25 protein-coding genes are annotated in these 25,863 nt (G+C 67.1%); 11 read left to right on the top strand and 14 right to left on the bottom strand.

Annotated elements, in window-relative coordinates; genetic code table 11:
• Positions 1–6: 6 nt before the first annotated feature.
• The 6 genes from VGV41_RS17725 to eno all read right to left on the bottom strand — a co-directional run bounded on the left by VGV41_RS17725 (position 7) and on the right by eno (position 6,619).
• Positions 7–1,362, bottom strand: coding sequence for a pyruvate dehydrogenase complex dihydrolipoamide acetyltransferase (locus VGV41_RS17725; RefSeq protein WP_326865291.1), 1,356 nt, complete (start codon positions 1,360–1,362; stop codon positions 7–9).
• A gap of 12 nt (positions 1,363–1,374) precedes the next feature.
• A complete protein-coding gene (locus VGV41_RS17720; protein ID WP_326865289.1) occupies positions 1,375–2,775 on the bottom strand; it encodes a pyruvate dehydrogenase complex E1 component subunit beta in 1,401 nt (466 codons plus the stop codon).
• Positions 2,776–2,809: 34 nt separating this feature from the next.
• Complete coding sequence (pdhA, locus tag VGV41_RS17715) at positions 2,810–3,841, bottom strand: pyruvate dehydrogenase (acetyl-transferring) E1 component subunit alpha (protein ID WP_326865288.1); 1,032 nt, start codon at positions 3,839–3,841, stop codon at positions 2,810–2,812.
• Positions 3,842–3,998: 157 nt separating this feature from the next.
• Complete coding sequence (locus VGV41_RS17710; RefSeq protein WP_326865287.1) at positions 3,999–4,316, bottom strand: septum formation initiator family protein; 318 nt, start codon at positions 4,314–4,316, stop codon at positions 3,999–4,001.
• A gap of 133 nt (positions 4,317–4,449) precedes the next feature.
• Positions 4,450–5,253, bottom strand: coding sequence for a hypothetical protein (locus tag VGV41_RS17705; RefSeq protein WP_326865286.1), 804 nt, complete (start codon positions 5,251–5,253; stop codon positions 4,450–4,452).
• Positions 5,254–5,335: 82 nt separating this feature from the next.
• Entirely contained in the window at positions 5,336–6,619 is a 1,284-nt protein-coding gene (gene eno / locus VGV41_RS17700; RefSeq protein WP_326865285.1) for a phosphopyruvate hydratase, read from the bottom strand.
• A gap of 110 nt (positions 6,620–6,729) precedes the next feature.
• On the opposite strand from eno, the gene queF reads away from it, so the two are divergent.
• Positions 6,730–7,182 carry a preQ(1) synthase gene (queF, locus tag VGV41_RS17695; protein WP_326865284.1) on the top strand — a complete coding sequence of 151 codons (453 nt, stop codon included), beginning with the start codon at positions 6,730–6,732 and terminating at the stop codon, positions 7,180–7,182.
• Here the strand turns inward: queF and VGV41_RS17690 are convergent.
• From VGV41_RS17690 to tpiA, 5 genes are all read right to left on the bottom strand, one after another.
• Positions 7,179–8,339 carry an MFS transporter gene (locus tag VGV41_RS17690; protein WP_326865283.1) on the bottom strand — a complete coding sequence of 387 codons (1,161 nt, stop codon included), beginning with the start codon at positions 8,337–8,339 and terminating at the stop codon, positions 7,179–7,181. The two genes, queF and VGV41_RS17690, sit on opposite strands and share 4 nt — an antisense overlap.
• Positions 8,340–8,356: 17 nt before the next feature.
• Positions 8,357–9,193 carry a 3-deoxy-8-phosphooctulonate synthase gene (kdsA, locus tag VGV41_RS17685; protein WP_326865282.1) on the bottom strand — a complete coding sequence of 279 codons (837 nt, stop codon included), beginning with the start codon at positions 9,191–9,193 and terminating at the stop codon, positions 8,357–8,359.
• A gap of 66 nt (positions 9,194–9,259) precedes the next feature.
• Positions 9,260–10,888, bottom strand: coding sequence for a CTP synthase (locus VGV41_RS17680; RefSeq protein WP_326865281.1), 1,629 nt, complete (start codon positions 10,886–10,888; stop codon positions 9,260–9,262).
• A gap of 171 nt (positions 10,889–11,059) precedes the next feature.
• Positions 11,060–11,482 (bottom strand): preprotein translocase subunit SecG, encoded by a 423-nt coding sequence (gene secG / locus VGV41_RS17675; protein WP_326865279.1) that lies wholly within the window; start codon positions 11,480–11,482, stop codon positions 11,060–11,062.
• Positions 11,483–11,605: 123 nt separating this feature from the next.
• The gene (tpiA, locus tag VGV41_RS17670) at positions 11,606–12,364 is read right to left on the bottom strand and encodes a triose-phosphate isomerase (protein ID WP_326865278.1); all 759 of its coding nucleotides are present in this window, start codon (positions 12,362–12,364) and stop codon (positions 11,606–11,608) included.
• 171 nt (positions 12,365–12,535) lie between these two features.
• Here tpiA and VGV41_RS17665 point away from each other — a divergent pair, with 171 nt between their 5' ends.
• From VGV41_RS17665 to VGV41_RS17655, 3 genes are read left to right on the top strand one after another with little or no spacing between them, the layout of a single operon-like run.
• Positions 12,536–14,452, top strand: coding sequence for a peptidylprolyl isomerase (locus VGV41_RS17665; protein ID WP_326865277.1), 1,917 nt, complete (start codon positions 12,536–12,538; stop codon positions 14,450–14,452).
• A gap of 2 nt (positions 14,453–14,454) precedes the next feature.
• Complete coding sequence (gene trpE / locus VGV41_RS17660; protein ID WP_326865276.1) at positions 14,455–15,972, top strand: anthranilate synthase component I; 1,518 nt, start codon at positions 14,455–14,457, stop codon at positions 15,970–15,972.
• 13 nt (positions 15,973–15,985) lie between these two features.
• Positions 15,986–16,465, top strand: coding sequence for a cupin domain-containing protein (locus VGV41_RS17655; RefSeq protein ID WP_326865275.1), 480 nt, complete (start codon positions 15,986–15,988; stop codon positions 16,463–16,465).
• Between the two features lie 12 nt (positions 16,466–16,477).
• On the opposite strand, the gene VGV41_RS17650 is transcribed toward VGV41_RS17655, so the two are convergent.
• The gene (locus VGV41_RS17650; RefSeq protein ID WP_326865274.1) at positions 16,478–17,350 is read right to left on the bottom strand and encodes an undecaprenyl-diphosphate phosphatase; all 873 of its coding nucleotides are present in this window, start codon (positions 17,348–17,350) and stop codon (positions 16,478–16,480) included.
• Between the two features lie 144 nt (positions 17,351–17,494).
• Here VGV41_RS17650 and VGV41_RS17645 point away from each other — a divergent pair, with 144 nt between their 5' ends.
• The 7 genes from VGV41_RS17645 (at position 17,495) to lexA (ending at position 23,017) form a co-directional block, all read left to right on the top strand.
• Positions 17,495–17,824, top strand: a complete 330-nt coding sequence (locus VGV41_RS17645) for a hypothetical protein (RefSeq protein ID WP_326865273.1) — start codon at positions 17,495–17,497, stop codon at positions 17,822–17,824.
• Between the two features lie 126 nt (positions 17,825–17,950).
• Positions 17,951–18,574, top strand: a complete 624-nt coding sequence (locus tag VGV41_RS17640) for an aminodeoxychorismate/anthranilate synthase component II (protein ID WP_326865272.1) — start codon at positions 17,951–17,953, stop codon at positions 18,572–18,574.
• Between the two features lie 11 nt (positions 18,575–18,585).
• Positions 18,586–19,611, top strand: coding sequence for an anthranilate phosphoribosyltransferase (trpD, locus tag VGV41_RS17635; RefSeq protein ID WP_326865271.1), 1,026 nt, complete (start codon positions 18,586–18,588; stop codon positions 19,609–19,611).
• A gap of 1 nt (position 19,612) precedes the next feature.
• A complete protein-coding gene (trpC, locus tag VGV41_RS17630) occupies positions 19,613–20,422 on the top strand; it encodes an indole-3-glycerol phosphate synthase TrpC (protein ID WP_326865270.1) in 810 nt (269 codons plus the stop codon).
• A gap of 5 nt (positions 20,423–20,427) precedes the next feature.
• Positions 20,428–20,964 (top strand): cyclic pyranopterin monophosphate synthase MoaC, encoded by a 537-nt coding sequence (gene moaC, locus VGV41_RS17625; protein ID WP_326865269.1) that lies wholly within the window; start codon positions 20,428–20,430, stop codon positions 20,962–20,964.
• A gap of 1 nt (position 20,965) precedes the next feature.
• The gene (glp, locus tag VGV41_RS17620; RefSeq protein WP_326865267.1) at positions 20,966–22,174 is read left to right on the top strand and encodes a gephyrin-like molybdotransferase Glp; all 1,209 of its coding nucleotides are present in this window, start codon (positions 20,966–20,968) and stop codon (positions 22,172–22,174) included.
• 138 nt (positions 22,175–22,312) lie between these two features.
• Positions 22,313–23,017 (top strand): transcriptional repressor LexA, encoded by a 705-nt coding sequence (gene lexA, locus VGV41_RS17615; protein WP_326865266.1) that lies wholly within the window; start codon positions 22,313–22,315, stop codon positions 23,015–23,017.
• Here lexA and VGV41_RS17610 read toward each other — a convergent pair.
• On the bottom strand, positions 23,011–25,260 hold the full coding sequence (locus tag VGV41_RS17610) for a ComEC/Rec2 family competence protein (protein WP_326865265.1): 2,250 nt from the start codon (positions 25,258–25,260) through the stop codon (positions 23,011–23,013). The genes lexA and VGV41_RS17610 overlap by 7 nt on opposite strands.
• Before the next feature lie 79 nt (positions 25,261–25,339).
• Positions 25,340–25,849: a GNAT family N-acetyltransferase gene (locus tag VGV41_RS17605; RefSeq protein WP_326865264.1), complete on the bottom strand. Its 510-nt coding sequence runs from the start codon at positions 25,847–25,849 to the stop codon at positions 25,340–25,342.
• Positions 25,850–25,863 lie beyond the last annotated feature (14 nt).

The following is a 25,863-nucleotide window of genomic DNA, read 5'->3' as shown; positions in this document are numbered from 1 at the left end:
CGACAACTACACGATCATCATCACCGGATTTTCGATCAGCGTCTTGAAGGCGGTGATGAGCTGCGCGCCGAGCGCGCCGTCGATGGCGCGGTGATCGCAGGACAGCGTCACGCTCATGATTGTGGCGATCTTGAGCTTGCCGCCCCGCACCACCGCGCGCTCCTCGCCTACGCCGACCGCCAGGATGGTCGACTGCGGCGGATTGATCACCGCGGTGAAGTCCTTGATGCCGTACATGCCGAGGTTCGACACCGAGGTGGTGCCGCCCTGGTATTCGTGCGGCTTGAGCTTCTTGCCCTTGGCGCGCGTCGAGAGGTCGCGCATCTCGTTGGAGATGGCCGAGAGCGACTTCGTCTCCGCCTGGCGGATGATCGGCGTGATCAGCCCGAACGGCAGCGCCACAGCGACGCCGATGTCGGAATGCTTGTGGCGCAGCATCGCCGCTTCCGTCCACGACACGTTGGCCTCCGGCACGCGCTGCAGCGCCAGCGCCAGCGCCTTGATGACGAAGTCGTTGACCGAAAGCTTGTAGGCGGGCTTACCGTCCTTGTCCTTCGGCGCGGTGGCGTTGATCTCTTCGCGCGCGGCGGTGAGCTTGTCGATGTCGCAGTCGACCGTGAGATAGAAGGTCGGCATCGACTGCGTCGCGGCGGTGAGCCGCTGCGCGATCGTGCGCCGCATCGAGTCGTGCGGGATGAGCTCGTAGGAGCCTTCTTCGTACAGCGACAGGATCTGCTGGTCCGACATCGCCGGAGCGATGGTCGGCGCGCCGGCAGCGGCCGTAGGGGCGGCGCCCAGCGCGCGCAGGCCTTTGCCGGATTTCGCCGCGTCGATGTCGCGAGCGATGACGCGGCCGTGCGGGCCGGAGCCCGCGACGCGCGAGAGGTCGATACCGGCCTCCTTGGCCAGCCGCTTCGCCAGCGGCGAGGCGAAGACGCGGCCGCCGGGCTTTAGCGCTGCATCGGGCGCTTTCGCAGCCGCCGGTGTTTGCACCGGCGCAGCAGCTTTCGGCGGCTCCGATTTCATCACCGGCTGCGGTTCAGTTTTGACTTCCGCTTTCGGCGCGGCGGCAGGCGCCGGCGCCTTGGCGGCGCTGGAAGCCGCCGCCTTCACGTCCTCGCCCTCGCCGGCAAGAACGGCGATCACGGCATTAACGGCAACATCCTGAGTCCCTTCGGGAACGACAATCCTGGCGAGCGTGCCCTCGTCCACCGCCTCGTATTCCATCGTCGCCTTGTCGGTCTCGATCTCGGCGAGGATGTCGCCGGACTTGACCGTGTCGCCTTCCTTCTTCAGCCACTTGGCGAGATTGCCCTTCTCCATCGTCGGCGACAACGCGGGCATCAAAATGTTGGTGGGCATGACGCTTGCGCCTTACTTGTAGCAAACCGACTTCGCCGCCTCGACCACCTCGGCGGCGGACGGCAGCGCGAGCTTCTCCAGATTGGCGGCGTAGGGCATCGGCACGTCCTTGCCGGTGACGCGCACGACCGGCGCATCGAGATAATCGAAGGCATGCTCCATCAGCCGCGCGGCGATCTCGGCACCGACGCCGGACTGCGCCCAGCCCTCCTCGACGGTCACGCAGCGGCCGGTCTTCTTCACCGACTCGACGATCGTCTCGGTGTCCATTGGCTTGAGCGTGCGCAGGTCGATGACCTCGGCCTCGATGCCTTCGGCGGCGAGTTCCTCGGCCGCCTTGAGCGCATAGGACATGCCCATCGACCAGGAGATGATGGTCACGTCCTTGCCCTCGCGCGCGATCTTGGCCTTGCCGATCGGCAGCACGAAGTCATCGAGCTTCGGCACCGGCGACGAATGCCCGTATAGAATTTCGTTCTCGAGGAAGATGACCGGATTGGGATCGCGGATCGCCGCCTTCAACAGGCCCTTGGCATCGGCGGCGGTCGAGGGCGAGACCACCTTGAGACCGGGAATGTGCGAGTACCAGGACGAATAATCCTGGCTGTGCTGTGCGGCAACGCGCGCGGCAGCGCCGTTCGGGCCGCGGAAGACGATCTGGCAGCCCATCTGGCCGCCGGACATGTACAGCGTCTTCGCCGCCGAATTGATGAGCTGGTCCATCGCCTGCATGGCGAAATTGAAAGTCATGAACTCGACGACCGGCTTCAGTCCGGAGAGCGCCGCGCCGATGCCCAGGCCGGCGAAACCGTGCTCGGTGATCGGCGTGTCGATGACGCGGCGGTCGCCGAACTCCTGCAACAGCCCCTGCGTTACCTTGTAGGCGCCTTGATATTCGGCGACCTCTTCGCCCATGACGAAGACGTTCTCGTCGCGGCGCATCTCCTCGGCCATGGCGTCACGCAGCGCTTCACGCATGGTCATGGTGACCATCTCGGTGCCTTCGGGGATCGCTGGATCGGCGGCGGCTTTCACCTCCGCGGGCGCGACCGACGCCTTCTGCTCTTTCTTCGGGGCTGGTGCCGCCGGCGACTTCGCGGCAGGCGACGCAGACTCCGCGGCCTTCTCCTGCTGCGACGGCTTCACGTCCTTTATTGCGCCCCTATCCTCGCCTTCGTTGAGGATGACGGCGATCGGCGTATTCACGGCGACGTCGGCGGTGCCTTCCGGCACCAGGATCTTGCCGAGCGTGCCCTCGTCGACCGCCTCGACCTCCATCGTCGCCTTGTCGGTCTCGATCTCGGCGATGACGTCACCCGACTTGATCGAGTCGCCTTCCTTCTTCAGCCACTTGGAGAGGTTGCCCTTCTCCATCGTCGGAGAGAGCGCGGGCATCAGTACTTCGGTCGGCATGGTTCGCTACTGTGTCCTACGCGGGCAACGTCTTTTAGGCGCGGTATACGTCGGTCCAGAGCTCGGAAACGTCCGGCTCGGGATCGTGGGTGGCGAATTCGGCGGCCTCGTTGATCAGATCGCGCACCTCGCCATCGATCTTCTTCAGCGCGTCTTCCTTGACGAGCTTGGTCTCGAGGATGCGGTGGCGCGCCATGTCGATCGGATCGTGCGTCGTGCGCACCTTCTCGACCTCCTCGCGCGTGCGGTATTTGGCCGGATCCGACATCGAGTGGCCGCGATAGCGGTAGGTCAGCATCTCGAGAATGTACGGGCCCTTGCCGGAGCGGCACCACTCGGCGGCCTTTTCGCCGGCGGCTTTGACCGCGCGCACGTCCATGCCGTCGACCTGCTCGCCGGGGATGTTGAATGAGAGACCGCGCTTCGACAGATCGACCTGCGCCGAGGCGCGCGTGATCGACGTGCCCATGGCGTAGCGGTTGTTCTCGATCACGTAGATGACCGGCAGCTTCCAGAGCTCGGCCATGTTGAAGCTCTCGTAGACCTGGCCCTGGTTGGCGGCGCCGTCGCCGAAATAGGTGACCGAGATGCTCTTGTTGCCGCGGTAGCGGTTGGCGAAGGCGAGGCCCGTGCCGATCGGCACCTGCGCGCCGACGATGCCGTGGCCGCCGAAGAAGCCCTTCTCGACGCTGAACATGTGCATCGAGCCGCCCTTGCCTTTGGAGTAGCCGTGGGCGCGGCCGGTCAGCTCCGCCATGACGCCTTTCGGGTCCATGCCGGTCGCGATCATGTGGCCGTGGTCGCGGTAGCCGGTGATGACCTGATCGCCTTCCTTCAGCGCCATCTGCATGCCGACGACGACGGCTTCCTGGCCGATGTAGAGGTGGCAGAAGCCGCCAATCAGGCCCATGCCGTAAAGCTGGCCCGCCTTCTCCTCGAAGCGGCGGATGGTGAGCATCGTCCGATAGGCGGACAATTCCTGCTCCTTGCTGAAGTCGGCGATCGGCCCCTTGGGCTGCGCCGGCTCGGCCTGCTCGGCGCTCGGATTTTTCTGGGCGACCGCCATGAATACTCCTTCAGCGGCGTCGGGAAGGTTTGTCCGCTCCCCATAGCGTAAATCATGGGAGGGCGGAAGCGTCCCACAGCCGATCAGGCCTGCACAGCCAAGTGCCGCGGGGAAGACGACGACCGCAGTGGATAACGTGTGATGGTGGAACGGGTTGCTAGTGCGGGTGCAGAAGGTAGACGAGGTCCTGCGGATCGACATAGCCGAGCAGCACCCGTGCCCGCTCGTCGAGCATGTCGGGATCGATCCGTTCGGAGCGCAACAGCGCGACCTGCCGCTCCAGTCCAGCCCGTTCCGCCTTCAACCCGGTAAGCTGCTGCTGCAGCACGCTCATCTGCTGGTCGAGGTCCGCCTGGGCGCGCAGGCCGCGGTTTCCCGTCACGGCGTTGACGGCAAAATAGCCGATGAACAGCCCGGCGAAGAGATAGAGACCCAGCACGGTCAGGATGGCGCGGCGGCGACGATGGGAGACCATGGCCGGCAAAAATGCCGCAGCCGCGTTAAAACCGGTTTAAGGACGGGGGGCTTTCGAGGCCGCCGCGCGGTTGTGGCGCGCAGGGGCCGGCTGACAGCCGGGCCCAAGGGTGCAAGGAGGCCTCTGTCCGCCGCTAAATGCGCGAGCGGATTTCGTTGAGCACGAAATTGCCGAATCGCTTGGCGCGGTTGCGCAGCACGCGCAAGGCCCCCTGATCGACGAAATAGGTTAGCAGGATCGAATCGCGCGTCTTCACCCGGTTGTGTACCGGGTCGGCCGAATGCCAGGTGTCGTCGCCGACGGCGAAGGCATAGCCGGTATTGCGCGCGAAACGCATCTGCGTCGCCTTGGGCTTGGAACCGTCGGGCAGCACGTCGTGGAAGATCGTGCCGATATCGGTGTTGGCATCGTCCGCCGGCAGATACAGCTGCACGGTGATGCCCTTCCAGCTCGTGTCGGTGTGCGGCGTAATGAGATAGCCGGGGATGTCGCGCGTCAGGATCGGGATCGGATACATGCCGACATCCGCGTGCCCTTCGCCGAATCGCTTCTTCAGCCCGGGCGCAAGCCGGCGCATGAATGCCTGCTTCACCGGCTCCGAGCACAGCGCGCGCCCGACGATATCCCAGAGTTCCTTCTTATCCGGCGGCAGATTGCGGATGTATTCGGGAAAGAGATCGATCTTCACCCGCGTATGCGTGCCATCCTCGAGGTCGTGGCCCTTGCTGCGGCCGTGCATCGGCCGGTAGTCGCGGTTCTGCGGCATCAACGCGACCATCTGCGCGTAGATGTCGTCAGGGAAGACGCGATCGAATTCGAGATGGAAGAACGGCTTTTCCACCGCGCGCGCGGCGTCGATGGACTGCGCGATCGATTCGGCCAGACGCGCGACCGCGCGCTTGCGGTCATGCGGGGCGAATTGCGTGGACTGATCCATGGACGACCTCGCTGTTTGGCCTGAGGCTCTTCGCAAATGTGCGGGGATTTGCGCCCCGACGCAAGGCGAAGCGAAAGACTGATTACCGCTTGCCCTTGAGCACCGACCGGCCACCATAGAGAGCCTGATCGCCAAGTTCCTCCTCGATCCGCAGCAGTTGATTGTACTTCGCGGTGCGGTCGGAACGGGCGAGCGAGCCGGTCTTGATCTGCCCGCAATTGGTGGCGACGGCGAGGTCGGCGATGGTCGAATCCTCGGTCTCGCCGGAGCGGTGCGACATCACGCAGGTGTAGGCCGCCTTGTGCGCCATTTCGACGGCGGCCAGCGTTTCGGTCAGCGTGCCGATCTGGTTGACCTTGATCAGGATCGAATTGCCCATGCCCTGCTCGATGCCCTGCGACAGGCGCTTGACGTTCGTCACGAACAGGTCGTCGCCGACGAGCTGGCACTTGGCGCCGATCTTCTCGGTGAGGATCTTCCAGCCGGCAAAGTCGTCCTCGCTCATGCCGTCCTCGATCGAGACGATGGGATAGCGGCCGACGAGGTCGGCCAGATACTGCGCCTGCTCGGCGGCGGAGCGTGTCTTGCCCTCGCCCGCGTAGACGTATTTGCCGTCCTTGAAGAACTCGGTGGCGGCGCAATCGAGCGCCAGCATCACGTCCTCGCCGGGCTTGTAGCCAGCCTTCTCGATCGCCTGCATGACGAAATCGAGCGCGGTTTCCGCCGACTTCAGGTTCGGCGCGAAGCCGCCTTCGTCGCCGACATTGGTGTTGTGGCCGGCCGCCTTCAGCGCCGACTTCAGCGTCTGGAACACCTCGACGCCCATGCGCAGGCCGTCGGCGAACGTCGCAGCGCCGGTCGGCATGATCATGAATTCCTGGAAGTCGATCGGGTTGTCGGCGTGCACGCCGCCATTGACGATGTTCATCATCGGCACCGGCAACTGCCGCGCCGAGGTGCCGCCGACGTAGCGGTAGAGCGGCAGGCCGGAAGCCTCCGCGGCCGCCTTGGCGGTCGCTAGCGAGACGCCGAGGATGGCGTTGGCGCCGAGCCGGGCCTTGTTCGGCGTGCCGTCGAGCTCAATCATCGTCTCGTCGATCTGCGTCTGCGCCTCGGCGTCCATGCCGCCGATGGTGTCGAAGATCTCGCCGTTGACGGCGTCGACCGCCTTGGTCACGCCCTTGCCGAGATACCGCTTCTTGTCACCGTCGCGCAGCTCCACCGCCTCGTGCGCGCCGGTCGAGGCGCCCGAAGGCACGGCGGCGCGGCCGCGGGACCCGTCTTCCAGCAGCACATCGACCTCGACGGTGGGGTTGCCGCGGGAGTCCAGGATTTCGCGGCCGATGATGTCGACGATGGCTGTCATGTGCAGGGTCCCGATGCGTTGTGCGGCGCTTCTACAGGATCGATAACCCCCTTGTCATGCCCCGCGCCGGCAAGGCATGCAGGGGATGAGGAAAGGCACGGTAACCCCCGATGGCGAAACGCAGTTTGCAGCTTGGCCGCCCGGCCCCGATCCCCGCCTCCCCTGGCAAGGCGGTGCTCGACCGCGTGCCCAATCCGCAGCCCGGCACGAACTACGTCGCTCGCTTTACCGTGCCGGAGTTCACCACCCTCTGCCCGATCACCGGCCAGCCCGACTTCGCGCACCTGGTCATCGACTACGTGCCGGCCAAATTCCTGGTCGAATCCAAGTCGCTGAAGCTCTACCTGAACAGCTTCCGCAACCACGGCGCCTTCCACGAAGACTGCACAGTGGCCGTCGGCAAGCGGCTCGTCGCGCTCCTGAAGCCGAAATGGCTGCGGATCGGCGGCTACTGGTATCCGCGCGGCGGCATCCCGATCGACGTGTTCTGGCAGGCCGGCAAGCTGCCGAAGGACGTCTGGGTGCCCGAGCAAGGCGTCGCGCCCTACCGCGGCCGCGGCTAGATGGAGATCGGCTCGCGGCGGAGCCATTGCGCGCAAGTCCAGCCGACGACGACCAGGACCGCCGCGCCGAAGACCAGCATCGGTCGGATGCCGATACTGGCGAGGCTTAGGCCGTAGACGATCGGACCGATCGCCTGTCCCATGAAGAAGAAAAACGAGTGCAGCGCCATCGCCGAGCCGCGCGCGCTCGGGGCCAACTCGCTGGCGTAGATCTGGATCACCGCGTGCAGCGAGTAGAATCCGAATCCGAGCAGCGCGAAATTGAAGAATTCGACCGGCCAGGGCAACGTCGCCGCGATCACCAGCAGGCAGAACCCCATGGTCATGCCGCCGAGCCGCATCATCCAGCGCTCGCCGAGGATCGGCAGCAGACGCGAGACCGTCACACCGTAGAGTGCGCCGCCGATGCCGAAGCCCGCGATCACGATGCCGGCGATCGATGCGAGCGTGACGCCGGCGGCATGCATCATGTTCGCGATGTGCGGGAACACGCCGTACATGAAGACGGCTTCGAGGAAGACCGCGCCGAAGCAGATTTTGGCCAGCGGATTCTTGAAGATCGTGCGGTAGCTCGGGCCGAGCGCGGACAGGTCGAAGCGTCCGCCGACCTCCTTGAAGCCGCGGAAACCTGGCAGCGCCGCGAGCATTGCGATGAAGCCGACCGCGCCGGTCGAGAAGAACACGCCGCGCCAGCCGACGAGGTCGCCGACGAAGCCGGCACAGGTGGCGCCGAGCACGTTGCCGGTCATGATCGCCAACAGCAGGCGGCCCATGGCCACTTGCCGCTCATGCACGGGCACACGGTCGCCGACGAGCGCGAAGGCGATCGGCACGACGCCGCCGGAGGCCAGCCCGGCGATCACACGTCCGGCGATGAGCACCTCGAAGTTCGGGGCGATGCCGCTGATGAAGGTCGCCACCGTCAGCGTGGCAAGACACATCAGCATCAGCCGCGGCTTGCTGAACATGTCGGCCAGGGCCCCGAGCAGCGGCTGCACCAGCGCATAGGGCAACGTGAAGGCGGTCGACAGCAATGCCGCCGTGCGCGGCTCGACGTGCAAGCCGAGCGCGATCTGCGGGATGATCGGGTCGGTCGAACGGATGAACAGCGAGCTCGCAAACACGACGAGCGCGATGAGATTGAGGGTGCGGTTCATCGCCTGTGGCCTGAACGTCAGGCTTTGGCTAAGCGGTCGAATTCAACCAGCTTGCGCAGAAGTGGCTCCATCTCCTTGAGCGGCATCATGTTAGGGCCGTCGGAGGGCGCGCGATCGGGGTCCTGGTGCGTTTCGATGAAGACGCCGGCGACCCCTATGGCCACCGCCGCCCGCGCCAGCACGGGCACAAACTCGCGCTCGCCGCCCGAGGACGTACCCTGCCCGCCCGGCTGTTGCACCGAATGGGTGGCGTCGAAGATCACCGGCGCGCCGGTCCGCTTGAGGATGGGCAGCGCGCGCATGTCGGAGACGAGCGTGTTGTAGCCGAAGGACACGCCACGCTCGGTGACGAGCACGTTGGGATTGCCGGCGCCGGTGATCTTGGCGACGACGTTGGCCATGTCCCACGGCGCCAGGAACTGGCCCTTCTTGACGTTGACCACCTTGCCGGTTGCCGCCGCGGCGATGAGCAGGTCGGTCTGGCGGCAAAGGAAGGCCGGAATCTGAAGCACGTCGACGGCCTCGGCCACCGGCTTGCACTGCGCGGCGTCGTGCACGTCGGTGAGCACCGGCAGCTTCAGTTTCTCCCGGATCTCGGCGAACACCGGCAGCGCCTTGTCGAGCCCGACCCCGCGCGCCGAACCCGCCGAGGTGCGGTTCGCCTTGTCGAACGAGGTTTTGTAGACGAGGCCGATGCCGACGCGCGCCGCGATCTCCTTCAGCGCCGTCGCCATTTCGAGCGCGTGCGCGCGGCTCTCCATCTGGCAGGGGCCGGCGATCAGCGCGAGCGGCAGGTCGTTGCCGAACCTGGCGCTGCCAATGGTGACGATTGTGTTGGGTTTCACGGTGTTCACGGTCGCCTCGTGGCCGCGACCATGCGGCGCTGACGTCGCTGGGTCAACGGCGCGTTGCAGGCCAGATCAGACCAGTCTCGAGCGCTCCACCGCCGCGCCGATGAACGACGCGAACAGCGGATGCGGGTCGAACGGCCGCGACTTGAGCTCGGGGTGGAATTGCACGCCGATGAACCAGGGGTGGTCCTCGTACTCGACGATCTCCGGCAGGATGCCATCGGGCGACATGCCGGAGAAGCGCATGCCGCGCTGCTCGAGGCGATCCTTGTAGGCGGTGTTGACCTCGTAGCGGTGGCGATGGCGTTCGGAGATTTCCGTCGCACCGTAGATCTGAGCCACCCGGCTGCCGCGCGAGAGCACCGCGTCATAGGCCCCTAACCGCATGGTGCCGCCGAGATCGCCGCTGGCGGTGCGCTTCTGCAATTCGTTGCCCTTCAGCCATTCGGTCATCAGGCCGACGATCGGCTCGGGCGTCGGGCCGAATTCGGTCGAGTTGGCCTCGGTAATGCCGCACAGATTCCGCGCCGCCTCGATGCAGGCCATCTGCATGCCGAAGCAGATGCCGAAATACGGCACCTGCCGCTCGCGCGCGAACTGCGCCGCGCGGATCTTGCCTTCGGCGCCGCGCTGGCCGAAGCCGCCGGGCACGAGGATGCCGTTGACGTGCTCGAGGAACGGCGCCGGGTCCTCGTTCTCGAACACTTCCGACTCGATCCAGTCGAGATTGACCTTCACCTTGTTGGCGATGCCGCCGTGCGAGAGCGCCTCGATCAGCGATTTGTAGGCGTCCTTCATCCCGGTGTACTTGCCGACCACCGCGATGGTGACGTCGCCTTCCGGATTGCGGATACGCTCGTTGATCAGCCGCCAGCGCTCGAGGTCGGCCGGCTGCTGCGGCTCCACGCCGAAGGCGGCAAGCACTTCCGCCGCCAGGCCCTGCGCCGAATAGGCTTCCGGCACGGCGTAGATGTTGTCGACGTCGCGCGCCTCGATCACGGCGCTTTCGCGCACGTTGCAAAACAGTGCCAGCTTGCGCCGCTCGCCTTCCGGAATCGGCCGGTCGGTGCGGCAGAGCAGGACGTCCGGCTGGATGCCGATCGAGCGCAGTTCCTTCACCGAATGCTGCGTCGGCTTGGTCTTCAGTTCGCCGGCGCTCGGGATGAAGGGCAGCAGCGTCAGATGGACGTAGACCGCGTGCTGGCGCGGCAGGTCATTGCCCAACTGACGGATCGCCTCGAAGAACGGCAGGCCTTCGATGTCGCCGACCGTGCCGCCGACCTCGACCAGCACGAAGTCAAAGCCCTCGTTGCCATCGCGGACGAAATCCTTGATGGCGTTGGTGACGTGCGGGATCACCTGGATGGTCGCGCCGAGATAGTCGCCGCGCCGCTCCTTGGTGAGGATGTCCTGGTAGATGCGGCCGGTGGTGATGTTGTCGTGCCGCGTCGCCGGGCGACCGGTGAAGCGCTCGTAATGGCCGAGGTCGAGATCGGTTTCGGCGCCGTCGTCGGTGACGAAGACCTCGCCGTGCTGATACGGCGACATCGTGCCGGGATCGACGTTGAGATAGGGGTCGAGCTTGCGCAGGCGGACTTTGTAGCCGCGCGCCTGCAGCAGCGCGCCAAGGGCTGCTGAAGCCAGACCTTTGCCAAGGGACGAGACCACGCCGCCGGTGATGAAAATGTACCGCGCCATGGGGCCTAACCTTTAGCGAGGCCGAATCGATTCGACGAGGGCGAAAAACGAAGGGCGGCTCTGCGCTTGTGCGTAGTGTGCAAAACTCTCTGTCTTTCCGAAGCTTGCAACGCGAACCTCAGGTCCTATCGCAACGAAGAAGGGCCGGTCACCCGGCCCTTCCGAAGGTCTCTATTTCGACTGCGGCACCGTCGGGCCGCTCGGAGCCGCGGGCGCCGCCGGGGCGGCCGGCGGGGCGGCCGGCGGTTGCGCCGGCTGACCGCCGCCAAGCTGCTTGAGCAGCCCCCCTTGTCCGCCGAGCGGCGGCGGGCTGCCCGGCGCCGCCGGAGACGTCGCCGGCGCGCTTGAGCCGCCAAGGATCGAGGTCGGCTTGCGATCGAAGCCGGCGAGGATCGACAGGATCAGGCTGGTGACGAAGAACAGGCCGGCGAGAATCGCTGTCGCGCGCGTCAGCACGTTGGCCGTGCCGCGGCTGGTCATGAAGCCGCCGCCGCCACCGATTCCGAGGCCGCCGCCTTCCGAGCGCTGCAGCAGGACCACGCCGATCAGGGCGAGCACGAGCATCAAATGAATGACGATGACGACTTGCTGCATAAGGCCAAAATCCGTTCGAACCCATCCGCTCGCGGCCACAGCCCGAGCCGACGTATTTCGCTCCATATAGGAAGGCGTGGCGGTCTCTACACGATCGAAACCGGTTTTTCCACCCTTGCCCGACTATTCGTAAACGGCGGCAATGCCAAGGAAATCCTCGGCTTTGAGGCTGGCCCCGCCGACCAGCGCGCCGTTGACGTGAGGGATGGTGAGCAGTTCCCCGGCGTTGGCCGGCTTCACCGAGCCGCCGTAGAGGATGCGCACGGCCCCGCCCTCCGGACCGAAACGGCCGATCAGCCGCTCCCGGATGAAGGCGTGCACGAGCGCGACGTCGTCCGGCGTCGGCGTCAAGCCGGTGCCGATGGCCCAGACCGGCTCATAGGCGATCACCAGATTGGCCCCGATTGCGCCATCCGGGACTGAGCCGTCGATCTGCCGTCCGACCACGTCGAGCGTCTCATCGGCCTCGCGCTGCGCCCGGGTTTCGCCGACGCAGACGATGGCGGTCAGGCCCGCGCGCCACGCAGCCTCGGCCTTGGCGCGCACGGCGTCGTCGGTCTCGTGGTGATCGGCGCGGCGCTCCGAGTGGCCAACGATGACGGCAGTGGCGCCGGCGTCGGCCAGCATCTCGGCGGCGATGTCGCCGGTATGCGCGCCGGAGGCCTTGGCGTGGCAGTCCTGGCCGCCGATGACGACGCCGGAGTCACGTGCTCCTTGCGCGAACTGGGCGACCAGGGTCGCCGGCGGGCAGACCATCAGATCCGCCTTGCCGGCGAGCCGCGCGGCGCCGGCAATGATCTTGCCGAGCTCGCCGACGGAGGCCTTGAGCCCGTTCATTTTCCAGTTGCCCGCGACCAGCGGCAGCAGCGTCTTCCCGGCCATGAACCTGTTCCCTTCGCCGCGAGCCGTTACCAGACCCACGCCGCCCGCGCCAGACTGCGGCGCTAAAGCCGATCCCTCTTGTGTTGCAGGGCGTTGGGGCAAAGCTTAAAAGAGCCCCCGCCTCCCGTCATTTGACCGGAACCTTAAAGGACAGGACGAAGTCGCGCGCCAATGCTCCGCAACATCCACAAAGCCTCCTCGACCTGGCTCGGCAAAGGCATCATGGCCGCCGTCATGGGCATCCTTGTCGTCAGCTTCGCGATCTGGGGCATCGCCGATATTTTCCGCGGCGGCTTCGGCCAGAACGACGTCGCCACCATCGGCGGCAGCACGATCTCGATCGACGAATTCCGGCAGTTCTACAACCAGCGTCTGCAGCAGCTGAGCCGCCAGACCGGCCGGCCGATCTCGCCGGACCAGGCGCGCGGGCTCGGCCTCGACCGGCAGTTGCTCGGCCAGCTCGTCGCCCAGGTGACGCTCGACGAGCAGGCGCGCACCATGCACCTCAACCTCGGCAACGAGCAGATCGCCGGGGCCATCGAGAACGACCCGACGTTCAAGGGGCCGAACGGCCAGTTCGATCCCAACCGCTTCGCGCAGATCATCCGCGACGCCGGCTACACCGAGCAGCGTTTCGTCGCCGAACAGCGCAATGTGCTCCTGCGCCGGCAGATCGCGCAGAGCATCGGCGGCGACGTGCCGGTGCCGACGGTGGCGATGGAAGCGCTCAACAAGTTCGAAAACGAGCATCGCGACATCGATTATCTCGTGCTCGGCGGCGCGCAGGCCGGCGATGTGCCGGCGCCGACGCAGGACCAGCTGACGAAGTTCTACGACGAACGCAAGGCGATGTTCCGCGCGCCGGAATTTCGCAAGGTCAATCTGCTGGCGGTCTCGCCCGCCCAACTGGCGAAGCCCGACCAGGTCAGCGACGCCGACGCCAAGACCTACTTCACCCAGCATGAGGGCCAGTACGGCACGCCGGAAAAGCGCGAACTGCACCAGATGGTCTTCCCGGACGAGGCGAAGGCCGCCGCCGCGCGCGACGAGATCACCAAGGGCCAGACCTTCGCCCAGGTGGCGACGGCGCACGGACTGAAACCGTCCGACGTCGATGTCGGCATGGTCACCAAGACGCAGATCATCGATCCGGCGGCCGCCAGCGCCGCCTTCTCGCTGCCGCTCAACGAGATCAGCCAGCCGGTGAAGGGCCGCTTCGGCACGCTGCTGCTGCTCGTGACCAAGATCGAGCCGGGCTCGCAGCAGACGTTCGAGCAGGTCGCACCCCAGATCAAACAGACGATCGCCGAGACGCGCGCGCGCGGCTCGATGAACGATCTGCGCGACAAGGTCGAGGACGAGCGCGCGAGCGGCGCGACCCTGCCCGAGACGGCCAAGAAGCTCGGCCTCAAGGTGGTCACCGTCGACGCCATCGACCGCTCCGGCCGCGGCCCCGACGGCAAGATCGTGCCGGCGCTGCAGCCCTACCCGCCGACCCTGCTCAACGCGGTCTTCACGACCGACGTCGGCGTCGACAACGAGGCGCTGCAACTGCCGGGCGGCGGCTTCCTCTACTACGAAGTGACGAACGTCACGCCGTCGCATGACCGCAAGCTCGAGGACATCAAGCCGCAGGTCGAGGCGCGCTGGCGCGACGATCAGATTGCCGAGCGGTTGAAGAAGAAATCCGACGCCATGCTCGCCAAGCTCAAGGCGGGTACGACGCTCGAACAATTGGCGAGCGACGAGAAGCTGACCGTGCAGAAGGCGATCGACCTGCAGCGCGGCAAGGCCGGGCCGAACGTGCCGGCGAACGTCGTCGACGTCGCGTTCAAGACGCCGAAGGACGGCTTCGCCGCGGCCGATGGCAACAACGAGGCGCAGCGCTATCTCCTCCGCGTCGCGCAGGTGACCGATCCGGCGATGGACACCAATGCCGTGACGTTGCGCGAGCTCAAGACGCTGCTGCAGAACGCCTATTCCGACGATCTCATCGGCCAATACCTGGCGCGGCTCGAGAGCGAGTACAACGTCAGCATCAATCAGTCGGCGGTGAACCAGGTCGTCGGCGCGCCAACCGAACGGTAGCCATGCAGATCGAGCCGTCGGAGGACGTCTTCGCCGCGCGCTATCGGCGCGGCGAGGCGCAGGTGGTGTGGACGACCCTCGTCGCCGATCTGGAAACGCCGGTGTCGGCCTTTCTCAAGCTCGGCGGCGGCAAGCCGATGAGCTTCCTGCTCGAGTCGGTCGAGGGCGGCGCCGTGCGCGGCCGCTATTCGATCATCGGGCTCGAGCCCGATCTCGTCTGGCGCGCGCAGGATGGCAAAGCATCGATCAACCGCTCCGCGCGCAGCAAGCCGGACACGTTCGAACCGTGCGGCGCCCCGCCGCTCGATGACTTGCGGGCGCTGATCGCGGAGAGCCGCATCGCTCTGCCCGACGTGCTGCCGCCGATGGCCGCCGGCGTGTTCGGCTATCTCGGCTACGACATGGTGCGGCAGATGGAGCATCTGCCGGCGGACAAGCCGGACCCGGTCGGCATTCCCGACGCGGTGATGGTGCGGCCGACGCTCATCGTCGTGTTCGACACGGTCAAGGACGCGATGACCGTGGTGACGCCGGTGCGGCCGGAGCCTGGCGTCGACGCGACCGTGGCGCTCGTGCGCGCGGTCGAACGCCTCGGCGCCGTGGTCGACGCACTCGACCGCCCGCTCGACAAGTCGCTCACCGATTTCGCCGAAGGACCGATCGACGTGCCGGCGCAGTCGAACACGACGCCGCAGGAATTCGCCGGCATGATCGCGCGCGCGAAGGAGTACATCGCCGCCGGCGACGCCTTCCAGATCGTGCTGGCGCAGCGCTTCGAGGCGCCGTTCACGCTGCCGCCCTTCTCGCTCTATCGCGCGCTCCGCCGCACCAATCCCTCGCCTTATCTCTACTTCCTCGACTTCGGCGGCTTCGCCGTCGCCGGTTCGAGCCCGGAGATCCTGGTGAAGGTGTCGCACGACGTCGTCACCATCCGGCCGATCGCCGGTACAAGGCCGCGTGGGCTCACGCCGCACGAGGACAAGGCGCTCGAAGAGGAGTTGCTCGCCGATCCGAAGGAGCGCGCCGAGCATCTGATGCTGCTCGACCTCGGCCGTAACGACGTCGGCCGCGTCGCCGCGATCGGCACGGTGACGGTCACCGACCAGTTCTTCATCGAGCGCTACAGCCACGTGATGCACATCGTCTCCAACGTCGAGGGCAGGCTCGATGCCAAATACGATGCGCTCGACGCGCTGGCCGCCGGCTTCCCGGCCGGCACCGTGTCCGGTGCGCCGAAGGTGCGCGCGATGCAGATCATCGACGAACTGGAGAAGGACAAGCGCGGCCTCTACGCCGGCTGCGTCGGCTACTTCTCCGCCGCCGGCGAGATGGACACCTGCATCGTGCTGCGCACCGCATTGGTGAAGGACGGCAAGATGTACGTGCAGGCCGGCGCCGGCATCGTCGCCGATTCCAACCCGGCCTCCGAGCAGCAGGAATGCGTCAACAAGGCGAAGGCTTTGTTCCGCGCGGCGGAAGAGGCGCGGCGCTTCGCCAGCCAGGCCAAGCGCGGTCAGTAGCGGAGGACGAGCGATGTCCGACGACCACGATCATCCGCACGAGCCGAGGTGGAAGCACGACGGCGTCCGGGTCATCCCCGGCAACAATCTCGACCCGAACACGGCGCAGACGCCCGGCATGGACCGCAAGGCGGCGATCAATGCCGCGCGCGTCGGCGCGCAGAAGATCTGGGCCGGCACCGTCGCCATCCACCCGAACGCCAAGACCGGCGCGCATCATCACGGCGCGCTGGAAAGCGTGATCTATGTCGTGCGCGGCCGCGCACGCATGCGCTGGGGCGAGCACCTCGAATTCACCGCCGAAGCCGGCCCCGGCGACTTCATCTACGTGCCGCCTTACGTGCCGCACCAGGAGATCAACGCCAGCCGCGACGAGGTGCTCGAATGCGTGCTGGTGCGTTCGGACAACGAGGCGGTCGTGGTCAATCTCGACATCGAGCCGGTCGAGAAGCCGGAAGACGTCGCCTGGATCGACTCGATCCACAAGGCATGAGGCGCCGTCGCCTCAGGCGAACCAGCCGACCGCCGCGCCGACGAGGATGACGACGCCGAGCAGGAAACGGTAGAGCACGAAGGGCCAGCTCGAGTAGCGCTCGAGGATGCGCATCAGGCCCCAGATCGTGAAGAAGGCCGAGATCGAACCGACCACTAGCCCGACCGCGAGCACAGACCAGCCGTGCGCGCTGAGATGAACCTTGTGCAGTTCGTAAATTTCCTTCAGCCCGGCGAGCGTGATCGCCGGAACGCCGAGCAGGAACGAGAAGCGCGCCGCCTCCTCGCGCTTGAAACCGAGCGCCAGCGCGCCCGTCAGCGTCGAGCCGGAGCGTGACACGCCGGGGATGAGCGCACCGACCTGCGCGATGCCGACCAGCAGCGCGTCCCAGAAGCTCGCCTGCTCCATCGTGCGGCGATGACGCGCTCTGATCTCGGCGATGCCGAGCAGCGCCGCCAGCCCGACGCAGGCCCAACCGATCACCTCGATGCGCCGCAGCGGCGAGTTGCAGGCATTCAATACCGGCGCCAACGCGAGTCCGGCGAGCCCGATCGGGATAGTCGCGATGCACACCCAGATGACGAAGCGCAGCGAATGATCGCTGAAACGGCCTTGCGATAGTGCCGACAGCGAATTGACGAACAGCCCTTTCACGTCGGCCCAGAAGTAGCTGACGACCGCAGCCAGCGCCGCGAGCTGCATCGCCGCGGAAAAGGCCGAGCCCGGGTCGGTCCAGCCGAGGAACGCCGGCACCAGTCGCATATGCGCGGTGGAGGAGATCGGCATCAGTTCGGTAATGCCCTGCAGTACGCCGAGAATGGCTACCTTACCGTAGCCGAGGGCGACGAAGCCCGTATCCAGGCCCCGCGTACACACATCGCTCATGGTGATGATCTCCAGCTTCCGATGGCCGGCGCCACCAGCCCGCGCTTTATGGCGTTTTTATCCGAATCGCACGTCCCCGGTCTTAGTATGCATAGCCGGGGGCGGCTTTACGGACATTGCGCGACATTCGCGCGACGACACCGCATGACGCCGATCAAAACCGCGGTCACGCTGGCGCTTGCAATGATGGCTTTGCAACAGACGGCGCGCGCCGCAGCATGGGGCTACTGTGTCGCTCCTGCGGACGCGCAGAATCGCGTCTATGTCTCGAAGCCGTTTCCGGCCAGCGCGACGGACGCGGCGGAACCGGGCTTCGACACCGCCCTCACCGAGCACCGTCTGGCGCACGATGTGGTCGAATGCGCCCACGCCGAAAACGAAGCCGCGGCGATCATCATGCGGCAGCACGCCATCGCGGTAAATCGCGGGTGGGGCCGAGAGGTGATCGATATGCCATGGCGGCCGCTGCGGTGAGCCACGCAACTCCGGAAATCGCCAAATGCCTCGAGGAAACGAAGGCACGAGGTGCTCCCCGACGGCAACCAGGGCTGCTTGACCCCCCTCCGCCCGCGCCGTAAGACCCTGAGCGGGCAGCAGAACATGATCGTTGTCATCGACAATTACGACAGCTTCACCTTCAACCTCGTCCATTACCTGGGCGGGCTGGGGGCGGACGTCATCGTCCATCGCAACGACAAGATTTCCGCCGACGCGGTGCTGGCGCTGGCGCCCGACGCCATCGTGCTTTCGCCCGGCCCCTGCACCCCGAACGAGGCCGGCATCTGCCTCGACCTCATCGGCAAGGCAAAAAGTCAGGTGCCGCTCCTCGGCGTCTGCCTCGGCCATCAGGCCCTTGGCCAGGCTTTCGGCGGCAAGGTGGTCCGTGCGCCGGTGCCGATCCACGGCAAGCTGTCCGAGATCCGGCACACCAATACCGGCGTGTTCCGCGGCATCAACGGCCCGTTCAAGGCGACGCGCTATCATTCTCTGGTCGTCGACCGCGCCTCGCTGCCGCGCGAGCTCATCGCCAATGCCGAGACCGAGGATGGCCTCGTCATGGGGCTGATGCACGCGACCCTGCCGATCCATGGCGTGCAATTCCATCCCGAGAGCATCGCCTCGGAGCACGGCCATCTGATGCTGAAGAATTTTCTCGATCTCGCGGCCGAATGGAACGCAAAGAGCGGCCGCCGCACCGCCTCGGGCCTGAAGACAGCGGTCTAGAAGGGGCGGACATGGCCGACGAATTCAAGGCGCTCATCGCCAAGGTCGCGACCGGCGCCAGCCTTACCCGCGAGGAATCCGCCGCCGCCTTCGACCGCATGATGTCGGGCGAAGCGACGCCATCGCAGATGGGCGCCCTCCTGATGGGGCTGCGCGTGCGCGGCGAGACCGTCGACGAGATCACCGGCGCGGTGACGACGATGCGCGCGAAGATGTTGGGCGTGAAGGCGCCAGCCGACGCCATCGACGTCGTCGGCACCGGCGGCGACGCTTCCGGCTCCTACAACATCTCGACCTGCGCCGCCTTCATTGTCGCCGGCGCCGGCGTGCCGGTCGCCAAGCACGGCAACCGCGCGTTGTCGTCGAAGTCGGGCGCGGCCGACGTGCTGCAGGCCTTGGGCGTTAATATCGATCTGGATTCCGCAGGCGTCGGCCGCTGCATCCGCGATGCCGGCATCGGCTTCATGTTTGCGCCGGCGCATCATCCTGCGATGAAGAACGTCGGCCCGACTCGCGTCGAGCTCGGCACGCGCACGATCTTCAATCTGCTCGGGCCGCTGTCGAACCCGGCGAGCGTCAAGCGGCAGATGATCGGCACCTTCTCGCGCCACTGGATCGAGCCGATGGCGCAGGTGCTGAAAAATCTCGGCTCCGAGTCGATCTGGGTCGTGCACGGCTCCGATGGGCTCGACGAGATCACCACGACGGGTCCGACCGCCGTCGCCGAGCTCAGGGACGGCAGAGTGCGCAGCTTCGAGATCACGCCGGAAGACGCCGGCCTTCAGAGGAGCAAGCCGGACGCCCTGCGCGGCGGTGACGCCGAGCACAACGCCAAGGCGCTGCTCGGCGTGCTGCAGGGCAAGGGCGGCCCCTTCCGCGACGTCGCCGTGCTCAATGCCGCGGCGGCGCTGATCGTCGCCGGCAAGGCGAAGGATTTGAAGGAAGGCGCCGCACTCGCCGCCAAGTCGATCGACACGGGCGAAGCCGAAGGCCGCCTCGACCGGCTGATCGCCGTGTCGAACGCCACGGAGGAATGACGTGGCCGACATTCTGAAAAAGATCGAGGCCTACAAGCGCGAGGAGATCGCGGCGGCCAAGCGCGCGAAGCCACTGTCGGTGATCGAGGCCGAGGCAAAGGCGCAAGGTGCCCCACGCGGCTTCCTCAAGGCGATCGAGCGCAAGATCGCGACCGACGCCTACGCCCTCATCGCCGAGATCAAGAAAGCCAGCCCCTCGAAGGGCCTGATCCGCGCCGATTTCGATCCGCCGGCGCTCGCGCGCGCCTACGAAGAAGGCGGCGCCACCTGCCTCTCGGTGCTGACCGACGCCCCCTCGTTCCAGGGCCGGCCGGAATACCTGACGCAGGCGCGCGCGGCGACGCGGCTGCCGGCCCTGCGCAAGGACTTCATCTACGAGCCCTATCAGGTTGCCGAGGCGCGTGCCTGGGGCGCCGATTGCATTCTGATCATCATGGCCGGAGTCACCGACTCCGCCGCCCAGCAGATCGAAAGCGCCGCTCTTAGCTGGGGTATGGATGTTTTGATTGAAGTTCATCAGGAAGATGAGCTCGACCGCGCTTTGAAGTTAAAGTCGAAGTTGATCGGCATAAACAACCGCGACCTGCGCACCTTCGAGACGACTTTGGCCGTCTCCGAGCGCCTTGCCCCGCGCGTCCGGAAGGACCGCGTCGTCGTCGGCGAGAGCGGGCTCTATGCCCCAGCCGACCTCGCCCGCCTCGCGAAGGTCGGCATCTCGACCTTCCTCATCGGCGAAAGCCTGATGCGCCAGGCGGACGTCGCCGCCGCGACCCGCGCCCTGCTGGCGCGCCAGACCGCCGCCGCGGAGTGACGAGCATGGCCCGCAAGACCAAGTCTTCGCGGAGCCGCAAGCCGCCCTCGCCAGCCCCGCAGCCGACGCTCAGCCACATCGACCAGCGCGGCGAAGCGCGCATGGTGGACGTCTCCGGCAAGCCGCAGACCGAGCGCATCGCGGTCGCCGAGGGCCATGTCACCATGCGCAAGGACACGCTCGACCGCGTCATCGCCGGCAACGCGCTCAAGGGCGACGTGCTCGGCGCCGCGCGGCTCGCCGGCATCATGGCGGCCAAGCGCACGCATTCGCTCATCCCGCTCTGCCATCCGCTGCCGATCACCAAAGTCGAGATCGAGATCGATCCGGAGCACGCCCTGCCCGGTTACCGGGTACAGGCGACCGTCAAGGTCAACGGCCAGACCGGGGTCGAGATGGAGGCGCTGACCGCCGTGTCGGTCGCGTGCCTGACCATCTACGACATGGTCAAGGCGATCGAGAAAGGCATGCGCATCGAGGGCATCCGCCTTCTGGAAAAGCGTGGCGGCAAGTCCGGCGACTGGCGTGCGGAGAAGTCCTGAAATGCCGTTGATGCCGGTTGCCGAAGCGTTGCGCCAGGTGCTGTCCGGCACGCAGCCGCTTGGCACAGAGACCGTCGCACTCGATGACGCGCTCGCCCGCGTGCTGGCGACCGATCTCGCCGCGAAGCGCACGCAGCCTCCGGACGACGTCTCGGCCATGGACGGCTATGCCGTGCGCGCCGCGGACACGGCGCACGAGCCGTCGACGCTGACCATCATCGGCGAGGTCGCCGCCGGCCATCCCTTCGAGGGCACGGTCGGCCCGGGCGAGGCCGCTCGCATCTTCACCGGCGGCGTGCTGCCGGCCGGCGCCGACTGCGTGATCATCCAGGAAGTAACGGAACGCGCGGAGAACCGCGTGGTCATCAAGCGCTCCGGCATCAAGGGCAAGAACATCCGCCGCAAGGGCATCGACTTTAGCGAAGGTCAGGTCCTGCTCGAGCAAGGCCGCCGCCTCGACGACCGCGATTTGATGCTCGCCGCCTCGATGAATCATGACCGAGTGCCAGTTTTCCGGCGGCCGAAGGTCGCCATCGTCGGCACCGGCGACGAACTGGTGATGCCCGGCACCGAGCCGCAGCCCGGCGAGATCGTCTACTCGAACGGCTTCGCGCTCACTGCGCTTGCCCGCACCGAGGGCGCGGAGGCACGCGACTTCGGGATCGCCCGTGACAGCCTCGACGCCATCCGCGCCCACATCGGCCGCGCCCGCGACTGGGGCGCCGACATCCTGGTAACGACCGGCGGCGCTTCGGTCGGCGAGCACGATCTGGTGCAGAAGGCGCTGAAGGCCGAAGGCCTCGACCTCTCCTTCTGGCGCGTGGCGCTGCGGCCCGGCCGGCCGATGATGCACGGCCGCCTCGGCGACCTGCAGGTGCTGGGCGTGCCCGGCAATCCGGTTTCGTCCTATGTCTGCAGCGTGCTCTTCCTGGTGCCGCTGATTCGCCGCCTCTCCGGCCGCTCCGATATCGAGCGCGTGCGTGAGACTGCCCGCCTCGGCCGCGACCTGCCGGAAAACGACGAGCGCGAGGATTACCTCAGGGCCACGCTGAGCTTCGGCGCGGACGGCCCGATTGCGACGCCTGTATCCTCACAGGATTCGTCGCTTATGGCGCATCTCTCCCGCGCCGGATGCCTGGTGATTCGGCCGCCGCACGCGCCGGCTGCCCCCGCCGGTTCACCCTGCGTCATCCTTAAGCTCGCCCTTTAGCGGCCCTTCGAGTTCTTCACTCCAAATTAAATGGTTGCGGAACACATATCGAACGGATAGTGTCCGTTCATGATTTGTTTCTGACCTGCCCCCTCCCTTTCGGGGATCCGGCGGGCGGGGCGACCGGGGAAGGTCCTGATGCTGACGCGCAAGCAGTTCGAGCTCCTGCGTTTCATCCACGAGCGGTTGACAGAGGCTGGCGTGCCGCCGTCCTTCGACGAGATGAAGGATGCGCTCGATCTGCGCTCCAAGTCCGGCATCCACCGCCTGATCACCGCCCTGGAGGAGCGCGGCTTCATCCGCCGCCTGCCCAACCGGGCTCGCGCCATCGAGGTGATCAAGCTGCCCGACTCGGTCGGTCACGGCATCGGCTCCAGCCGCTCGCGCGGCTTCACCCCCAGCGTCATCGAGGGTGACCTCGGCCGCGTCCGGCAGGTGTCGGAGGACGACAATAGCGGCCGCCCGATCGCGGTACCGGTCATGGGCCGTATTGCCGCCGGCACGCCGATCGAGGCCATCCAGCAGCGCAGCCACGTCATCAACATGCCGCCCGACCTACTCTCGGCCGGCGAGCACTTCGCCCTCGAGGTGCGCGGCGATTCGATGATCGAGGCCGGCATCCTCGACGGCGACATCGCCCTGATCCGCCGCTCCGAGGCCGCCGACACCGGCGACATCGTCGTGGCGCTGATCGACGACGAGGAGGCCACGCTCAAGCGCTTCCGCCGCCGCGGCGCCTCGATCGCGCTGGAGCCGGCGAACCCGGCTTACGAAGTGCGCATCCTGCCGCCCAACCGCGTGCGCATCCAGGGTAAGCTGGCCGGGCTTTTCCGGCGCTACTGATCGGCCGGCGCGACATCCTGCAAGCGCGGCGTCGCGTCCTGCGGCGCCGCTTTTGTTTGCCGGGTGCGCGGCGCCGGCGCCCACGGGCGGTCGCTGCCCGGCGGCCGCGCCGCCGTCTCCTCGAAGCGAGCGCCGGTCCAGCGCAATGAAATCGCGCCGCGCGCCTGCCACGCCGGCCGGTCGACCAGCAGCGCCTTGCACGGCACCGGCGCCGCGCGCGCGCTGACGACGACGGCGGCGCGAGCGCAGTCCTCGTCGAAGGCTTCCAGCGCGAGCACCATCGACACCAGCCGCCCGTCTTTGAGCGCGCCGATGCAGCCAATGGAATCGCAGCGCGCCCCTGTGGCCAGCGACTTGTCCTTCGCCGTGCGCGCATCGGCGTCGGCCGCGAGCCATTCCTTGACCGCGAAGGCGTCGCGACCGCTGTGCAGCACGCTGAGCCGGCCGTCGGCGCCGCGGAAAGCCGCGGTCTGCCCGTCGGCCGAGATCAGCACGTCGGGCCGCGGCGCCAGCGCCGCCCAGATGCAGGCGATCACGCCCAGCACCGCGCCGCTCCAGCGCAGCGGCGTGCGCAACAGGCAAAGCAGCAGGATGCCGAGCGTCGACAGGAGCAGCGGCCCGTTGCCGAAGGCCTGCACCCGTCCCACCGCGCCGGGCAGGCGAGCCACCCACAGCACGACGTCGATCATCCAGTCGATGCCCCAGCCCATGATGTGCCAGCACGGCGCGTCGACGCCGAACGGCACGAGGACGACGCCAAGGATGCCGGCCGGCATCACCACGGCGGAGACGACCGGCATGGCGCCGAGATTGGCGAGCACGCCGTAAGGCGCGAGCCGATGGAAGTGATACGCGGCGTAAGGCGTGGTGGCGAAGCCGGCGACGACCGAGGCGAGGATCAAACCCGCGACCTCGCGCCCGCCCCACAGCGCCACGCGGGCGGCCAGGGGCGTATCCTTGCCGGCCTTCCACGGCAGACCGTGCTGGTACCCGGCGACGAGTGCGAGCGTCGCCGCGAACGACATCTGGAAGCTTGGATGCGCCACCGCCTGCGGCGCCAGCACGAGCACACCGAAAGCGGCGAGCGTGATGGTGCGGAAGGTCAGCGCCGGCCGGTCCATCATCACGCCGAGGAGCACAATGCCGATCATGATGAAGGAGCGCTGCGTCGCCACCTCGGAGCCCGACAGCAAAAGATAGAAAAACGCGGCGGCAAAGGCGCCGGCGGCAGCCCATTTCTTGATCGGATGACGAATGGCCAATCCCGGCACCAGCGCCAGCGAACCGCGGATGACGAAGAAGACGATGCCGGCGACGACGGCCATGTGATAGCCGGATATCGACAGCACATGCGCGAGGCTCGAAATGTACATCGCGTCGTTGACCGGCGTGGATATGGCGTCGCGCGTGCCGGTGATCAGCGCCGAGGCGATGGCGCCGCGGTCGCCCGGCAGCACCGCGTGGATGCGGCGGTCGATCGAGGCGCGCGTGGCATCGAGGAACGCCGCATAACGCAGCCACCAGCCGCCGCTGGCCGGCGGCGTCACGACCCTGATCTTGCCGAGCGCGTAGCCGGATGCACCGATCTGTTGGAAGTACATGTCGCGCGCGAAGTCGTAACCGCCGGGGCGCAAGGGCGGTAGCGGCGGGGACAGATGCGCCTTCAGCTCGATGAAGCTTCCGACCGGCGGCGCCGTGTCCTTGCGGATGGCGAGGCGCACCCGCTCCGGACGGACGCCGATGCGGCGGCCTTCGAGATGGGTGACGCGCAGTGTGACCCGGTCCGAGCGTTCGCGGCCTTCGCGGATCTCGACGTAGCCGCCGAGCGTGGCGCTGCCGACCGGGTAGCGCAGCACCGGATGGGCAATGCGCGCGGTCTGCATCGTGGCGACAGCGAAGCCGGCAGTGATGCCGGCGAACCCGAGCAGGAGCGGAAAGGCCAGTGGCCGTTGGCGGGCGAGGAAGGCCAGCGCTACGGCGACCAGCGCCGCGGGCGTAGCCGCCCAGAGCGCCGGCTCGGTGTCGGCGGCGAGATAGAGCACCGCGCCGAAGCCGAAGGCGACGGCGAGCCAGGGCAGCAGCCGGCCCGGTGCGACCTCGGCCAGCGCCCAGTCCGCGACGAGCTTGCGCAGGGTTTCGGAACGACGGGCGAAGTCGCCGGAGGCGACGCCGGCGCGCCGGCCGGCGGCGATGACGCCCGCGACCGCCCGCGTCCGTGGATCCGTGTCCCCGCCCCACGCCATGACGCAACCCCGCACAACCACAGGTCGATGCTAGGCCATTGCGCGGTTGTGGCTAGGAGAACGGTTGTGAACGCGGCAATCACGTCCTGTGGTTGGCGAGGTCGAGCTGAATGAGGTCGGTGGCGAGGAAGCGGCCGCCAACGCACAGGGCCTGCGGTTCGGTGCCGTAGGTCGTAAAGCCGAGCGCGCGATAGAGCGCGCAGGCCGACTGATTGTCGGCCCCGACGGTGGCATTGAGCACGCGCGCGTGCTGCGCGGCATGTGCGATCACCGCCTCGACGAGCCGGCGCGCCAGCCGCCGGCGGCGGAACGCCGGCTGCACGTAGACCCCGACCAGGACGCCCTTATGCCGTTCCTTGAGGCGTTCGCCGGCGACGAAGCCGGCCATGCCGACGAGCGCGCCGTCGTGGAAGCCGCCGAACATTGCGTTGCGGTCCGGCCCCGTGGCGACGCGTTCGAACCAGTCGAAGGGCCGCGCCGCCTCTTCCTCGTAGCTCGAATTGAATGCTTCCGGCGCCGCCTGCAGCGCCTCGAGACGCAAGCGCCGAAGCGCCTCCGCGTCGCCGACCACCAGGCGTCTGACGGTCACATCCAAGCGGCGAC

The sequence above is a fragment of the Pseudolabrys sp. genome, assembly GCF_035943735.1.
Taxonomy (GTDB): Bacteria; Pseudomonadota; Alphaproteobacteria; order Rhizobiales; family Xanthobacteraceae; genus Pseudolabrys.
The sequence above is the reverse complement of the archived record's forward strand: the minus strand, read 5'-3'. Positions and strand labels throughout refer to the sequence as shown.

What these genes read in the sequence shown, in the direction of transcription:
- VGV41_RS17725 (WP_326865291.1), bottom strand. Translation starts at nt 1,362, where the DNA reads ATGCCCACCAACATTTTGATGCCCGCGTTGTCGCCGACGATGGAGAAG.
- VGV41_RS17720 (WP_326865289.1), bottom strand. Translation starts at nt 2,775, where the DNA reads ATGCCGACCGAAGTACTGATGCCCGCGCTCTCTCCGACGATGGAGAAG.
- pdhA (WP_326865288.1), bottom strand. Translation starts at nt 3,841, where the DNA reads ATGGCGGTCGCCCAGAAAAATCCGAGCGCCGAGCAGGCCGAGCCGGCG.
- VGV41_RS17710 (WP_326865287.1), bottom strand. Translation starts at nt 4,316, where the DNA reads ATGGTCTCCCATCGTCGCCGCCGCGCCATCCTGACCGTGCTGGGTCTC.
- VGV41_RS17705 (WP_326865286.1), bottom strand. Translation starts at nt 5,253, where the DNA reads ATGGATCAGTCCACGCAATTCGCCCCGCATGACCGCAAGCGCGCGGTC.
- eno (WP_326865285.1), bottom strand. Translation starts at nt 6,619, where the DNA reads ATGACAGCCATCGTCGACATCATCGGCCGCGAAATCCTGGACTCCCGC.
- queF (WP_326865284.1), top strand. Translation starts at nt 6,730, where the DNA reads ATGGCGAAACGCAGTTTGCAGCTTGGCCGCCCGGCCCCGATCCCCGCC.
- VGV41_RS17690 (WP_326865283.1), bottom strand. Translation starts at nt 8,339, where the DNA reads ATGAACCGCACCCTCAATCTCATCGCGCTCGTCGTGTTTGCGAGCTCG.
- VGV41_RS17680 (WP_326865281.1), bottom strand. Translation starts at nt 10,888, where the DNA reads ATGGCGCGGTACATTTTCATCACCGGCGGCGTGGTCTCGTCCCTTGGC.
- secG (WP_326865279.1), bottom strand. Translation starts at nt 11,482, where the DNA reads ATGCAGCAAGTCGTCATCGTCATTCATTTGATGCTCGTGCTCGCCCTG.
- tpiA (WP_326865278.1), bottom strand. Translation starts at nt 12,364, where the DNA reads ATGGCCGGGAAGACGCTGCTGCCGCTGGTCGCGGGCAACTGGAAAATG.
- VGV41_RS17665 (WP_326865277.1), top strand. Translation starts at nt 12,536, where the DNA reads ATGCTCCGCAACATCCACAAAGCCTCCTCGACCTGGCTCGGCAAAGGC.
- trpE (WP_326865276.1), top strand. Translation starts at nt 14,455, where the DNA reads ATGCAGATCGAGCCGTCGGAGGACGTCTTCGCCGCGCGCTATCGGCGC.
- VGV41_RS17655 (WP_326865275.1), top strand. Translation starts at nt 15,986, where the DNA reads ATGTCCGACGACCACGATCATCCGCACGAGCCGAGGTGGAAGCACGAC.
- VGV41_RS17650 (WP_326865274.1), bottom strand. Translation starts at nt 17,350, where the DNA reads ATGAGCGATGTGTGTACGCGGGGCCTGGATACGGGCTTCGTCGCCCTC.
- VGV41_RS17645 (WP_326865273.1), top strand. Translation starts at nt 17,495, where the DNA reads ATGACGCCGATCAAAACCGCGGTCACGCTGGCGCTTGCAATGATGGCT.
- VGV41_RS17640 (WP_326865272.1), top strand. Translation starts at nt 17,951, where the DNA reads ATGATCGTTGTCATCGACAATTACGACAGCTTCACCTTCAACCTCGTC.
- trpD (WP_326865271.1), top strand. Translation starts at nt 18,586, where the DNA reads ATGGCCGACGAATTCAAGGCGCTCATCGCCAAGGTCGCGACCGGCGCC.
- moaC (WP_326865269.1), top strand. Translation starts at nt 20,428, where the DNA reads ATGGCCCGCAAGACCAAGTCTTCGCGGAGCCGCAAGCCGCCCTCGCCA.
- glp (WP_326865267.1), top strand. Translation starts at nt 20,966, where the DNA reads ATGCCGTTGATGCCGGTTGCCGAAGCGTTGCGCCAGGTGCTGTCCGGC.
- lexA (WP_326865266.1), top strand. Translation starts at nt 22,313, where the DNA reads ATGCTGACGCGCAAGCAGTTCGAGCTCCTGCGTTTCATCCACGAGCGG.
- VGV41_RS17610 (WP_326865265.1), bottom strand. Translation starts at nt 25,260, where the DNA reads ATGGCGTGGGGCGGGGACACGGATCCACGGACGCGGGCGGTCGCGGGC.